Below are 15,192 nucleotides of genomic sequence, written 5' to 3'. Positions count from 1 at the left end.
TCAGCACGGGCCGGCTCAGCCAAGGGACGCAGCCGCCGTCAGGTCAAAGCTGAGGTCCTTGGTGGCCCGGTAGTTCACGTGCGTCTCCACCGCGATCGTATTCGTCCCGTTGACCAGCAGTGACACGGGCACGTCTATGGTCACCGGATTCAGATTGGCCGCCGGGGTTCCCACGGCGGTCAGCGCGTAGGTGCCGAAGCCAATGGTCCCGGCAGGCATATTGTTGCGTCCCACTTCGGTTCCGTTCACGTACACGACCACACCGTCGTCGGCCACAGTGCTCAGCCTCAGCTTCAGCACGCTGGCGGCCGAATTGACAGTGAACTGGCGCAGGAAATAGGCCGCCAGGGGACGCCCTGTGGGAGTGTTGACAACGTCTATGTTGGTCCCCAGTCCGGTCGAACCAAAGCCAAGGACCGCGTTACCCGATTTCCAGGTGGAGGCGTCAAAGCCGGGGTTCTTCCAGGTCGCCACAGGGGCCACCGCGTCGTACCGCCAAGCCCAGGTCGATTTGGCGGCGACCACCACGGTATCCGGCGCTGCCGTCGCGGTCACCGGAACCGTCTTCACCCCGGTGGCGCCCTTGTCGTCCGTCACCGTGAGCGTCACGTTGTACGTGCCGGCCGCCGCGTAGGCATGGGCCGCGGAGACACCCGCGGCAGTTCCGCCGTCGCCAAAGTTCCAGGCCCAGGCCGTCACGGTCCCGTCCGGATCCGCGGAACCGGATCCGTCAACCGTAACGCCCATATCCTTCGCCGTGGCCGTGAACGCGGCCACCGGTGCCTGGTTGACCGGCGGGGGCGGAGTCGTGACGGTCACCGGAGTTGTTTTCGTGGCCGTACTGCCCTGATCGTCCGTGACAGTCAGCGTGACCGGATAACTGCCGGCCGCCGCATAGGTGTGCGTCGCCGTGGCACCTTGCGCTGTGCCGCCGTCGCCAAAATTCCAGGCCCAGGTAGCCACTGCCCCGTCCGGGTCCGTGGAACCGGATCCGTCCACGGCCATGCCCAGATCCTTGGCGGTGGCGGTGAAGGCCGCCACCGGCGGCTGGTTGGCGGTGGGTCCGGCCGAGCCCAGCTGGTAATGCCGGGCTACTTGGGCCGCCGTCAACGGAACCTGGTAGACGGCCGCCTCATCGAGTGTTCCGGCAAAATAGGGGCTGGTGGATCCCCAGGTGCTGTCTCCGCCGATCCGCCAGAAGCCGGTGTAGGACTGCGCCCCCGCCTGCGCGTTCGTTCCCACCTGGACGCCATCCACGTACAGAACCATTCCGGCGGCGGACTGCACGGCCGTGGCGGAATGCCACTTCCCGTCGTTGTAGGGAAGCGCCGACGTGATGATATTTTTGGCGGTCGTATAGGTTCCGAAAACCAGCTTTCCGTCATTTTGCATGTAGACATGACGGTCGTAGCTGCTGGACAGTCCGGTGGCCTTGTCGCCAAAGCCGATCAGTTTTCCGCCACGGGTGGTGGTCGTGTTGAACCAAACCTCCAGCGAGTAGGTGGTGGGGTTGACGTAACTCTGCCGGCTGACCGCCACGGCAGAGCTTCCGTTGAACCGTCCCGCCGTATCGGTCACGCCGTAGAGCGCGCCCGGTGCCCCCAGCACCACGCCCCCCGAGTAGTCCCCCGGCAGACCGGCGGCGCTGGAATCCTGCGCCACCAGTCCCGATGCTTCACCCATACGGTAATAGAATGCCGGGCTGTCCGCATACACGGCGGCCCCGTACGCGTCCGCGGGCGCCGCCCGCGTGAGGACAGCGGACCGGGTGGTGCTGGACTTCTCGCCGCCGTTATCCGTCAGGCTCAGCCGGACCGTGTAGGTTCCGGGTGTGGCGTAAGTGTGCACGGCAGTGACCCCCGAGCCCGTGGCGCCGTCCCCGAAGTCCCAGGCGTAGTCGGCAATGGTACCGTCGTCCGTGGATGCGGACGCGTCAAATGTCCCGGTCAGCCCGGTGGCAGCGGTGGTGAAGGACGCCACCGGAGGCGCATTCGCCCCGCTGGCCGTGATGACCGGCGAGCTGGCGGAGAGATTCCCGGCCGCGTCCACCGCGCGGACGAAGTAGCGGTTTTCGCCGCCCTTGGGGAGCACCGCGCTGGTGGCGTAGGTGGTCGCAACCACCCTGTCGTTGCGCAGGATCTGGTAGGAGACGGTGCCGCTGCTGTCGCTGGATGCCCCCCAGGCGAGTTTAACGGAGGTGGGTCCATCGGCGGAAGGAACCACGTTCGACGGCGTCGTAGGCGCCACCGCGTCAAGCTGCGGGAAACGGGCAAAGCCGCCGGACCACCGGCCGGCCGCCGTCCGGGTCGCGACGGTGGTCATGTCGCCGCCCGCCCACAGGGTACCCTTGCTGTCCACCACGGAGGCCCAGATGCCTTGGCCCAACCGGAACTTCATGCTCGGGTTGAACGCCGGAATGATGTTGCCGCTGGCGGTGTCCCACGCTCCGACCCATTCGAACGAATCCGCTTCCGTCCACCCCGTTCCCACATTGGACCAGGTGAAGGCGTTTGAATAGTTCCAGTCGTGGCCGTGGGATCCGGCGTACAGGACGCCCGTGGCGCTGGTGCTCATCGATTGGAAGTCGCCGTTGGCCTTACCGATATTGCCGGAAAGCCGGTCAAATGAGGCGGTCGAATAGCTGAAAAGGCTGTGCTCCGAACCGCCAACCCAGACACGGTCCCCGGCCTGCCCAATGGTCTGCTGGTAGTTGTTCGTTGAACTCCACACCGGGCTCCACGCTGGGGTGGCCAAGGGGGCTTTAGGCGCGGATTGCACGGCCGCTGCCCGGTAGGCCGCCGCGGTGCCGGAGGTGGAGAAGTACCCGGCCGCATAGAGCCGACTGCCGTCGTCGGCGGCATCTATCGCCACCACCGTGCCGTTGAAATCGGGGTTCCAGCCGCCGTCGGGAGTTCCGTCCGCCAATGCCACCCGTGCCGCGCCCCTGGCGTATACGGTCGAGTCCGGTTTGCTGCCGCCCGACAGATGGGTGAAAGCGCCGCCGAGATACAACCAGCCGCCGCTGACGGACAACGCACTCACGCGCAGCACAGCGCCGGTGAGCCGATTCTCCATTTTCAGGGGCCAGCTGCTCACCGTGGCACCTGTGGCCGGGTTGAGGGCAACTATCGCCGTGGCCGGCGCTCCGTTGGCGGTGCTGAACATGCCGGCCGCAACGATGTTTCCATTGGGCAGGGCCGCCAGGGCCATGACCGAGCCGTTGAGCTGCGGGGTGAATCCGCGGAGAAGTTCACCGGTTCCGACGTCGAAGGCTGCCAGGAACGGCTGCGTGACGTTGTCGGTTCCGGTGGCGGTGGCGCTGCGCTGCACCGTGGTGAAGTTGCCGCCGACGTACATCACGTTGCCGCTTTGCACGAAGGCCTGTGCCTCCACGTCACCTTCGCGGGTAGGGGCCTTCGGGCCCGCCAGCCCCCAGGGGCTGTCAGCCGCGAGCGAGGCCGCCACCGGAGTGTTGGTCTTGGGAGCTGTTCCCGTGTCGCCGATGCGGACAAAGCCGGCGTCCACGGAGCGCAGCTGCGGGCGCAAATACACCTCCGTGTACGGCCGGGCGCTGCCAAGACCATCCGTCGCGGACCACAAATAGCTGGTGCTGCTGCTCGTGCCCGTGACGCTCTTCCCAAACGAAAAACCGATGGTGTAGCCCTGGTCCTTGGCCTCGGACGTATTGGTGTTGATCCTCTTGTACGCGTCGTCCGGACCGAAACTGGACGTCAGACCGCCCGTTCCTCGGGCGCCGTCGAACGAATACCACGCCACCTTATGCTCGGCTCCAAAGGTCCACACCCAGCGGTCCTCTTTGTCCGTATTGAAACGAGACTCCTGCCATTGCGTCCCGCCGGCGTTCATGGCCCGCTTCAGCCGGATGCCGTCCGCCAGTGCGTCGGGGCGGCCGCCGTTCAGGAGCCTGTCTATGATCTTCGATGAGTACTGGCTCGTCAGGCCCGACATCGGGCTCAGTCCCGCGGTACGCAGGGCGCTTTGCGTCCCGGTGCCCTCGTAGTGTCCGCTCCACCCCTCCCGGCCCTTGCCGATCAGCACCCAGCCGCCGCCGTCGGTGGTCATATCGCAATAGAACTGCGCCGGCGCATCCATGGCAGGCGTCAGCAGCCAGTACGTGCCGTCCGGCGCCGCTGCGTTGTTCGCCTTGATCTCCCAGCACGACGCCGCCGCCCCGGCTGCCGCCGAGCCGTCCCGCAGCGCCGGCGCGGCAGCGGCGGGGGGCGAGACGGCAGCCAGCGCGGCGAGCACCACGACGGCCGTTGTCAACGAACTAATGACTTTTGTGACAATGCGATCGACGGACATGGCTTGCTCCCTGATGAAAATTAGCGCCGGTTCCGTCCGTGGACGGGTACCTGGAGACCCGGCGTTTGTCTGCCAAAGCCCCCCATGACATCCCCCAGTGGACATCGCCGACGAATGAAGACTACGTCCCCGAGGGAGCCGCTGAAAAGAGCATTCCGCCGTGTCCGTTACCCGTCTTTAGGGTGCCGCTACGCGTTAAAAACCGGACACTACCTGCTCCGGAAGTGGCGGCGCGAGCGGCCGGCTTTTCCGCCGACGCTCCCGCCCTCACGCACCACCCTCAAGCACCCTCCGGAGCTCCGGTACCGGCTATTTGGTGGTTGCCACCGCGCTCAGGTCAAAACCCATATCGGGGGTGGCGCGGTAGTTCACGTGCGTCTCCACCGCTATGGTGTTGATCCCGTCCACCAGCAGCGACGTCGGGACGCTGATCGTGAGCGGATTCGCTGCCGCCGTGGCGGAGCGGATGGCGGTCACGGCATACGTGCCGAAGGTCGCCGGCCCGGCGGGCATGTTGTTGCGGCCCACCTCGGTTCCGTTGACGTACACGACGACGCCGTCGTCGGCTGCGGTCTTCAGCGTCAGTTTGGCAAGCTGCGCGGCCGAATCGACGTTGAATTGGCCGACGAAGTACGCTGCCAGCGGACGTGTGCTGGGCGCCCCGGCCACGTCGATATTGGTGCCCAGTCCCGCTGACCCGAAGCCCAAAGTTCCAGCGCCTACCGGCCAGGCGGAGGCATCAAATCCCCGGTTCTTCCAGGCTGCGTCGGGAGCCCCCGCACTGTAGCGCCAGCTCCACGATGACTTGGCCGGGACCACCACAATATCTACCGGACCGGTCGGCGTTGCCACCGTCACCGGTGCCGTGGTCACCGAGGTGGCGCCCTTATTGTCCGTCACGGTCAGGGACACCGTGTAGGTGCCGGCCGCCGCGTACGTGTGCTGCGCGGTAGCACCGGTGGCCGAACCCTGATCACCGAAGTTCCAGGCATAGGCGGCAATGGTGCCGTCGGGGTCGGTGGACGTCGACCCGTCCGCGGTAATACCCAGTCCCTTCACGGTTGTGGTGAACTTGGCCACCGGGGCCTGGTTCTCCACCGGACCCGGGGCGTCCCCCACCGTGGCGGTGGCGCTCAGGTCAAAGCTCAGGTCCTTGGTGGCGCGGTAGTTAACATGCGTTTCCACGGCGATGGTATTGACGCCGTCGGTCAAAAGTGAAACCGGGACGTCAACGACCACCGGATTGGCATTGGCTACGGTGGTGTTCGGCGCCGAGGCCGCGTAGCTGTTGAAGGTCACCGCTCCCGCCGGCATGTTGCTGCGCCCCACCTCGGTCCCGTTGACGTACACCACCACGCCGTCGTCGGCCACCGTGCTCAGGCGCAGCTTCTGCACCTTGGCGGCGGAGTCAACGGTGAACTGGCGGAGGAAATAGGCCGCCAGCGGCCGCCCGCTGGTCGGACCGGCGACGTCGACGTTGGTTGCCAGCCCCGCCGTACCGAATCCGAGCACTCCGGAGCCGGTTTTCCAGGATGATGAGTCAAAGCCCGGGCTCTTCCACGCGGCGGCCGGAGCCGTTGTCTCGTACCGCCAGGCCCAGCTGGATTTGGCCGGTACCAGCACCACATCCACCGGCCCACTGGATGGCGCGGTGACCGTCACGGGGGCGGTTTTCACGCCCGTGGCACCCTTGTCATCGGTGACCGTCAGCGTCACGGTGAATGTTCCCGCGGCCGCGTAGGCATGCGTGGCTTTGGCCCCTGCGGCCCTGCCGCCGTCGCCGAAGTCCCAGGCGTAAGCGGCCACGGTCCCGTCCGGATCCGCGGAACCGGAGCCATCCACGGTGAGCGTCAGGTCCATTGCCGTGGAGGTAAAGGCCGCCACCGGTGCTTGGTTGGCCGGTGCCGGTGCTGCCACCGTCACCGGGCCCGTCTTCACGCCGGTGGCGCCCGCATTATCCGTTACCGTCAGCGTCACCGTGTAGGTGCCGGCCGCGGCGTAGCTGTGCGTGGCCGTTGCGCCGGCAGCAGTACCGCCGTCGCCAAAGTCCCACGCGTAGGACGCCACGCTCCCGTCGGCGTCGGTGGAACCGGAGCCGTCCAGCGCCACGTTGAGATCCGCCACGCTTGCCGTGAACGATGCGACCGGTGGCTGGTTCGCCGCCGGGGCCGAGGTCCCCAGCTGGTAGTGCTTCGCCACCTGTCCGGATGTCAGGGCCGCCGGGTAAACGGCCGCCTCATCAAGAGTGCCGGCAAAATAGGCACTGGAGGATCCCCAGGTGTTGTCCCCGCCGATGCGCCAGTATCCGGTGTAGTCCTGCGCACCGGTCTGTGGATTGGTCCCTGCCTGGACTCCGTCCACGTAGAGCACCATGCCCTGATCCGACTGGGCGGCCACCGCCTGGTGCCACTTTCCGTCATTGTAGGCGGAGGACGTGGTGATGACGTTGGTGCTGCCGGTATAGGTACCGAAGACCAGCCGTCCGTCGTCCTGCATGTAGATATGCCGGTCGTAGTTATTGGACAGCCCCGTTGCCTGGTTGCCGAAACCGATCAGCTTGCCGCCCCGCGTGGTGCTGGTGTTGAACCAGACCTCCATGGAGTAGCTCTTCGGGTTGTTGTAGCTCTGCCCGCTGGCCACCAGGCCGTTGTTGCCGTCGAAGGACGCCGCGGTGTTGGTGGTGCCGGCCAGGGCGCCGGCAGCGCCCTGGGTGACGCCGCCGGAGTAGGCGCCCGGGTAGCCCATCGGGCCTGAGTCCGCGGCCGTGCTTCCGGTGGTTTCGCCCAGCCGGTAGTACAGCGTTGGGGCGTCCCCGAAGACCGCCGCGCCGTATGCGTCCGCCGGGGCCGGTGGGGCAATCGTCACCGGACGTGTCAGACTTGCCGTTGCGCCGCCGTCGTCGGTCAGCGTCAGCTTGACCTGGTACGTTCCGGTTGCTGCGTAGGTGTGCGCGGTCGTGGCACCTGTTCCATTGGAGCCGTCGCCGAAGTCCCAGGCATAGCCGGCAATGGTGCCGTCATCCGTGGATCCGGTGGCGTCCAGCGCCGCATCGAGGCCGTTGACGGTCGAGGTGAAGGCCGGCGTCGGGGCCGCGTTGCCGCCGCCCAGGTGGAAGTGCCGGCCGACCGTGGCCGCGCTGAGCGCTGTCGGGTAAACCGCTGCCTCGTCAATGCTGCCGGCAAAGTAGGGACTGGAGGAGCCCCAGGTGGTGTCCCCGCCGATCCGCCAGTAACCGGTGTAGGCCTGCGCTCCTGTCTGCGGATTGGTTCCCGTCTGGACGCCGTCCACATACAGTACCATGCCCGCCGCGGACTGCGTGGCGACCATGTGATGCCATTTGCCGTCATTGTAGGCGCTGGGTGTGGTGATGACGTTGCCGGTGCCGGTCCAGGTGCCGAAGACCAGTTTGCCGTCGTCCTGCATGTACACATGCCGGTCGTAGTTGTTGGACTGCCCGGTGGCCTGATCCCCGAAGCCGATCAGCTTTCCGCCGCGGGTGGTGGTGGTGTTGAACCACAGCTCCAGCGAATAGGTGGACGGGTTGTCATAGCTCTTGCGGCTGCTGACCAGGCCGGAGCTGCCGTCGAAGGTGGCCGCGGTATCCGCTACGCCGGGCAGCGCGCCGGCGACACCTTGGGTCACCGTGCCGGAATAGGTTCCGGGGCTGGCCGAGACGCCGGCGTCATTGGCCGTGGAGCCCGTTGATTCACCAAGACGGTAGTAAAAGGTTGGGCTGTCACCGTAGACAGCCGCGCCGTAGCCGTCCGTGGGGGCCGGCTGGACCATGCTGACGTCATGCGTCACGGCCGCTTTTTCGCCGCCGTTGTCCGTCACGACCAACCGCGCGGCGTAGGTCCCGGCCGCGGCATAGGGATGCGAGGCCGTGGCCCCGGAACCGGTGGTGCCGTCACCAAAGTCCCACGCGTAGCTGGCGATGGTGCCATCGTCGGTGGAGCCGGCAGCGTCAAACGTTGCCGTGAGGCCGGTGACCTTGGAGGTGAACGCCGCCGTGGGTGGCAGATTCGCCCCGCTGGCCGTGATGACCGGCGAGCTGGCGGAGAGATTCCCGGCCGCGTCCACCGCGCGGACGAAGTAGCGGTTTTCGCCGCCCTTGGGGAGCACCGCGCTGGTGGCGTAGGTGGTCGCAACCACCCTGTCGTTGCGCAGGATCTGGTAGGAGACGGTGCCGCTGCTGTCGCTGGATGGCCCCCAGGCGAGTTTGACGGTGGTGGGTCCATCGGCGGAAGGAACCACGTTCGACGGCGTCGTAGGCGCCACCGCGTCAAGCTGCGGGAACCGGGCAAAGCCCCCCGCCCAGCGACCCGCGGAGGTGGAGGTGGCCACCGTGGTCATGTCGCCACCGGTCCACATGGTGCCGTTGCTGTCCACCGTGGTGGCCCAGACGCCCTGCCCCAACCGGAATTTCATGCTGGGAGTAAAACCTGGAATGAGGTTGCCGGTTGCGGCGTCCCAGGCTCCTATCCACTCAAAAGAGTCCGCTTCCGTCCAGCCGGTTCCTACGTTCGGCCAGCTGAAGGCATTGGAGTAGACCCAGTCATGGCCATGCGAGCCGGCATAGATCACACCTGTCCGGCTAACGGACATGGCCTGGAAATCGCCGTGGTTTTTGCCGATGTTGCCGGAGAGGAGGTCGAAACTGCTGGTCGAGTAACTGAAGAAGCTGTGCTCGGAGCCGCCGAGCCAGACCCGGTCCCCCACCTGGCCGATGGTCTGCTGATAATTGTTGCTGTTGCTGAAAGTGGGCGTCCACGCGGGCGTGGCCAGGGGCGCGCCGGTAGCAGACTGCACGGCGGCGGCTTTGAGGGCCGGTGCGGTGGCCGAGGTGGTGAAATAGCCTGCCGCATACAGCCTGCTGCCGTCGTCGGCGGCGTCTATCGCCACCACGGTGCCATTGAAGTCGGGGTTCCACCCGGTCCCCGGCGTACCATCCGCCACTGCGACCCGCGCGGCGCCTTTGGCATAGACGGGTGAGTTCGGATTGGTACCGCCCGAAAGGTGGGTGAAGGCCCCGCCCAGGTAGAGCCAGTTGCCGTTGATGGAGAGGGAACTGACGCGCAGTACACCGTTGGTCGTCCGGTTTTCCACCTTCAGGGCCCAGTTGCCCACTGTTGCCCCCGTGGCCGGATTCAGCGCCACAATTGCGGAAGCGGGCGCGCCGTTGGCCTGGGTGAAGATACCGGCGGCCACTATATTTCCATTGGGCAGCGCCGCAAGCGCCTGAACCGGCGCGTTGAGCACCGGCGTGAAGCCGCGCATGAGCTCCCCCGTGTTCACGTCGAAGGCTGCCAGGAATGACTGGGACACTTTGTCTGCCCCGGTGGCGGTGGCACTGCGCTGCACCGACGTGAAGTTACCTCCCACATACATCACATTGCCGCTTTGCGCGAAGGCCTGAACCTCTACATCGCCTTCCTTGGTGGGGGTCTTGGGACCGGAGACGCCCCACGGGCTGTCGAGGGCCAGCGAGTTCGCGACGGCGGTGTTGGTCTTGACCGCGGTTCCGCCGTCCGCGATCCGGGTGAAGCCTGCGTCCAGGGAACGGATCTGTGGCCGCAGGTACATTTCGGTGTAGGGCATCGCATTGCCCAAGCCGTCCGTGGCCGACCACAGATAGCTGGTGCTGCTGCTGGTCCCCGTAACGGCACTGCCGTAGGCGAAACCGATTCTGTACCCCTGTGCGCTGAGCTCGGAGGCATTGATCTGCCGATAGGCGTTGTCAGGGCCGAAGTTGGAGGTCAGGCCGCCGCCGCCGCGGACGCCGTCAAAGGAATACCACGCGACCTGATGCTCGGCCCCGAAGGTCCATACCCAGCGGTCACCCTTATTGGTGTTGAACCTGGATTCCTGCCAGGCGGAGCCATCGGCGTTGGTGGCCCTCTTGAGCCGGATGCCGTCCGACAGCGCATCAACCCGGCCGTTGTTGAGCAGGCCGTCGATGGCGGTCGCCGGAAGCTGGCTGGTGGCGCCGGACATGGGGCTCAGGCCCGCGGTCCGCAGCGCGGTCTGCGAGCCGGTCCCCCGGTTGGCCTCTGTCCAGCCTTCGCGGCCCTTACCGACCAGCACCCAGCCGCCGCCATCGGTGGTCATGTCACAGTAAAACTGGCCCGGCGCGTTCATGGCCGGTGTCAGCAGCCAGTAGGTCCCGTCCTGCGCCGAAGCATTGTCCTGTTTGATCTCCCAGCAGGACGCGGCGGCCGATGCAGCAGCTGAGCCGTCGCGGACGGCGGATGCTGCGGATGCGGGGGCGGCAATCGCCACCAGAGCGGAAAAAGCCACAGCAGCTGTAACCAACAAACCGAGAACTCTGGAAACGATATGAACCCTCGACACAGGGACCCCTCAGAAGTATTGCGGAGCGCCCAATCGATATGTTCACTCCAAGACCGTCACGCTGCAAAACTGCAGAATGAGGTAAGAGTATGTCCGGCACCAAGGGATGAGAAGCAGAACCGGCCGGTAAGCGTACCCGACTTATGGCCTGCTCTACGTGTTTCCGTTTCGGGGGTACCTGCCCGGTGCTGCGCGCCTGCCCGGGACGACGGGCCTGCCCCATGGTGCGCGTTCTGGCTTAACCCGGGCAGGAAACTGCGCCGCCGCCTGACCGGCCGGATCGTTCCGCAGGGCCAAGGCACCGGCAACCATCACTATCACCAGCCCAGCGCCGAGAATGCCGTAATAGAACACCTCGACCAGGGACACAAGGATGATGGTGTTGCAGACCAGGCCGACCACGTCCGTGCGGCGCATTGTCTTAAGAAACAACATCACCAGCCAGCCCAGGAACAGACCCAGACCGACGAACCCATGGGAAAACATCACCATCCAAATCTGCCCCTGGGTCCCTACTGAGGGCTGTCCCGCCCGTTCGGAAGGCCGCGGGGCACCATACCCGAACACGGGCGATTCCAGCGTCCTGTCAAAAGTTTCGACATACAGATTTCCACGGTCAACGATGCTTTCGACCTTGGCCGTGCGTTGATCCAGACGTTCCTGAACGGGAAGGACGTTGACAGCGATGCCCGCAATGGCAGTAATGCCGATAATGGCCATAATGATCTTGCCATGGCCTTGCAGAGCGGCCCGGATGCCGATATACACCAGCGCCACTCCAAGACCGAGGAACATGCCTCGGTTCAACGTCAGGAAGGCGGGAACGAAGGATATCGGCAGGGCCAGGACCAGCAGCCAGAATTTCCGCTCCCGCCGGACCATTGATGCGTAAGCGATGACCACGGGCGTCAGCAGCGAGTACACGTTCCCCCAGCCGTTCGCGTACAGGAACGGGGCGCTGGGTCTTGGAGCAGCAATGACGTAGGCGTTCGGGTCGGGGTTGAACTGGGTCAGCCGTCTGAAAGCCATGTCATGGACATAGGAATTGTCCAGCAGCACCTGCGGAAACACATACGCCAGCGGTGTCTTGAGTTCAAAGACCGGGAACGCAAGTCCCGCATAACCGCCGACCACCACCGCCAGCCAGAATATCGTCAGAACGCCGAATATCTTGCGTTCGCTGAGTGAGTGGCGTGCATTATAGACGTAGACAAACACGATCGTGGCGGCCAAGTACAGCCCATAACGGTAAAAAAAGCCGACAATCCGGATTGGCTCATCGATCTGGATCAGGGAGCAGAGCATCCACAGCATAAACAGCAGCCAGACGCCGAGCCCGCGTGGGGCTTTCACCTTTGAGAACCGCGCCAGACCATACACCATGACCGCGGCGAAGACCGGCCATGCCAAGTCGCCCAGGCCCAGGAGCCACCACAACGGAAAACCGGCGAAGGCGACCAGAACGGGCCAGCCGGGCAGGTGCTCAGTCCGGAGCCGTCGGGCACGGCGTTCGCCGCCGTCGTTCCGGCCGGTAGGCGCCGGAGCATAACGATGAGCATGGGGCCGGGCTTTGGCCCGCGGCTGAACAGCCATCTGTATCCTCAAGGTAACGAGACCAGCCCGGTGAGCAAAGCACAGCCCGGGTTCCATTGTTCGCATTGTACCCACATCCTGGGCTAAAGGCCGCTCCATGTCCTACCGGGCGCCCCGGCACGGCGTTTCCGCTACCCGGACGGGCCGATCCGCTACGCGGCCAGGCCCATCCGCTACCCGGAGGCAGAAAACTATTTCGCTGCTAGGCTCGCCCCAATATCATCTTGATGGAAGGGGGAATCGTGAGCAGCAACGCTGATGCCGGGGGGCACAGCCCGTCGGAGACCGACATTCCCGCCGGCGTATCTGGGCCGCAATTGCCGCATGTCGGCGTGGTTCTGGTGACGCATAACCGCCCCGAGCTCATGCGCCGGGCGCTGGATTCGATCCTGACCCAGGACTATCCTGGCCCCATCACCGTACACGTGGTCCATGACCGCTGCGCATTGGATTTCGGTCTAGTGCGGCAGGATCCGTTCCGGGAGGTCCGGGTGCAGGAAAACTCCAGGACCCCGGGTCTGGCGGGTGCACGCAACACGGGCATTGTCAGTTCGGTCACGCAATTGGTAGCCTTTTGCGACGACGACGACAGTTGGTTTCCGGGCAAGCTGCGGCTGCAGACCATCGCCCTGCTGCAGGTGCCGGGGGCTGCATTCGCCTCCACGGCAATGGTGGTCGATTACGGTGCTCATACGGCGGTCCGTCTGGCCGGTTCAAAAGCCATTCGGCACGAGGACCTGCTCCGATCCAGGATGTCCATGGTCCATTCCTCGTCTTTTTTGGCCGATCGTGAGGCTTTGATCGGAATTGGCATGGTCGACGAGACGATTCCGAACAGCATGTGCGAGGACTGGGATCTGCTCCTGCGGGCCACCCGCCACGGGGCCATTGTGAACGTCGACCAGCCGCTCATCCGCGTCCAATGGGGCGGTTCCTCGTACTTTTACCAGCAATGGGAGGTAAAGAACGTCGCCCATATGTGGATGCTCGATCATCACCAGGACATTCGCACGAACGGCGTTGGTGCCGGCAGGGTGTATGGTCAGCTTGCCTTTGGTCATGCGGCGCTGGGACAACGGCGCGCGGCCCTGCGATGGGCGGGACGCTCAATACGCGCCAACTGGCGCGAGCCCAGAGCGGTTCTGGCGTTGGCCGTAGCGACGGGGGTTGTTTCGGACAAACGTGTCTTGGATTCCCTGCAGCGACGCGGGCACGGGATCTGAACAATTGCGCAAAGGTCAGGACGACAGATTACAACACGGCCACTTTTTGCGTCACGAGGACCTTCCTCGGAGATCTGGGCCATAGTCTCGTAGCAGTACAGCTCTGAAAGCTGGAAATGAGTTTTAGCTGGGGAAATTCCTGACTTCGGTCAGCGGCAGAATGAGGATGGCATGAATGAGAAACCTTCGGTGGGTATCGGCCACTATGTTGTAGTTTTGAAAAGGCAATGGAAGATCATTGTTGCCATGGCGCTGTTGGGCGTACTGGCAGTCGTTGCATTCCTCTACCTGGTACCCAGCAGAGTCATGGCTTCGACGCTGGTGAATGTTAACGTGATTGTTTCCGATCCGTTCAACCCCTCCCGCCCGGCGTCCGGATTGCTTGATGCCGCGACCGAAGATCAGCTGGCCAGTTCCTACGTCGTAGCGCATAATGCTGCCCAGACGCTCCAGGGCGGTGACGATGCTGCCGCTTTGCGCGACGGCGTGAGCGTGACCGCTGGTCTTAACGCCACGACCGTGCGGATCTCTTATACGTCCTCCTCGGCTGAACGCGCGCGGGCCGGTGCGGATGCGCTCGCCAATTCTTATTTGCTGTACAGGCAGAGCGAGGCGGACGCCCGCAAGACGAAGATGATCAACCAGCTCCAACAACAGTTGACCTCGCTGAACGCGGTGATGGGCGCGACGGCATTGGCGGATCGGTCGGCCCTTAGCGGGCGTATCTCCAGCGTGGAGTATCAAATCAACCAGCTCACTGCCATCGACACGACGGGCGGCTCGGTTCTGACCCCGGCGGCGGAAAATCCTGTCTCGGTCCAGCCGCAGACATCAACGTTCCTGGCATCCGGTCTGCTGGTCGGCCTGGTGCTGGGTGTCATTCTTGCCTTCATCCGGAACGCCTTCAACCGGAGGATTTTGGACGGCTATGACGTCGGCTTGGTCGGTGCAGGTCCCGTACTCGCGGAATTGGACGGATCCAGGGGCACTATCCCGGCACGCGGCGATGACGTGAACGAGTTCCGGATGATCCGTGAGCGGATGCTTGCGTCCGCCGGGACAAGTCTGGAGGCCCTCACCGTCATTGATACCACCCAGGGAGGGCTCTCGGACGTTGCCCCGAATCTTGCCGTCGTCATGGCGCAGACCGGGGCCGACGTCGAACTCGTTGTCATGGGGACATCGGAAATGTACATGACGCTGCTGCGCGATGGGCTCCAGTTGGTCCCTGACACCACCGACTCGGACGAAGAAGCCGAGATTCTGGGGTCGCTGCGGATCCCGCATCTGAAGGTCACCAGGCCGGACCGGACGGGGACCCATGACGGAGCCGATGATTTGGTGACGGGAGTTGTGCGCCGTCGGACGGCGGGCCGCAAGCCGGGAACGGTCATTATCCTGGCGCTGCCGGCCGATGCTCCATACGCCAGCCGGCTGGCCGCCGGAAGGCTGGCGGGGGCAGGCGTGATGGTCGCGGAACGGCTGCGCAGCCGCGCGGATGACCTGGCCGCCGGAGCGGCGCAACTGGACGAGGTAGGTGCCGTCCTGCTCGGCGTCGTCCTGCTGCAGCGTGGCAGGACCATCACTGATACCCACGAGACATCACACCCCGCAACGCTGGAGGTCCCGGGCCGGGATGCGGTTTCTGCCCGGCGCTGAGGTGCCAGCGTTGATCCGCATGGGGAACACAGATGGGGGC

The 15,192-nt window shown here is 64.9% G+C and carries 5 protein-coding genes; 2 read left to right on the top strand and 3 right to left on the bottom strand.

The window, feature by feature from the left end; translation table 11 throughout:
• Window positions 1–15 precede the first annotated feature (15 nt).
• From ACLLJI_RS04135 to ACLLJI_RS04125, 3 genes are all read right to left on the bottom strand, one after another.
• Complete coding sequence (locus tag ACLLJI_RS04135) at window positions 16–4,326, bottom strand: PKD domain-containing protein (protein ID WP_434618256.1); 4,311 nt, start codon at window positions 4,324–4,326, stop codon at window positions 16–18.
• Window positions 4,327–4,635: 309 nt separating this feature from the next.
• Window positions 4,636–10,623, bottom strand: a complete 5,988-nt coding sequence (locus ACLLJI_RS04130; RefSeq protein ID WP_434618253.1) for a PKD domain-containing protein — start codon at window positions 10,621–10,623, stop codon at window positions 4,636–4,638.
• A 207-nt stretch (window positions 10,624–10,830) separates the two neighbouring features.
• Window positions 10,831–12,270 (bottom strand): O-antigen ligase family protein, encoded by a 1,440-nt coding sequence (locus ACLLJI_RS04125; protein WP_434618250.1) that lies wholly within the window; start codon window positions 12,268–12,270, stop codon window positions 10,831–10,833.
• Between the two features lie 242 nt (window positions 12,271–12,512).
• Between ACLLJI_RS04125 and ACLLJI_RS04120 the strand changes: the two genes are divergently transcribed.
• Both ACLLJI_RS04120 and ACLLJI_RS04115 read left to right on the top strand, forming a co-directional pair.
• Window positions 12,513–13,493, top strand: coding sequence for a glycosyltransferase family 2 protein (locus ACLLJI_RS04120; RefSeq protein ID WP_434618247.1), 981 nt, complete (start codon window positions 12,513–12,515; stop codon window positions 13,491–13,493).
• A 171-nt stretch (window positions 13,494–13,664) separates the two neighbouring features.
• Window positions 13,665–15,152: a hypothetical protein gene (locus ACLLJI_RS04115; protein WP_434618244.1), complete on the top strand. Its 1,488-nt coding sequence runs from the start codon at window positions 13,665–13,667 to the stop codon at window positions 15,150–15,152.
• Window positions 15,153–15,192 lie beyond the last annotated feature (40 nt).

The organism is Arthrobacter sp. A5, assembly GCF_051131705.1.
In the GTDB taxonomy this organism is placed as follows: Bacteria; Actinomycetota; Actinomycetes; order Actinomycetales; family Micrococcaceae; genus Arthrobacter_M.
Note: the sequence above shows the minus strand (reverse complement) of the source record. Positions and strands in the feature narration are given on the sequence as shown.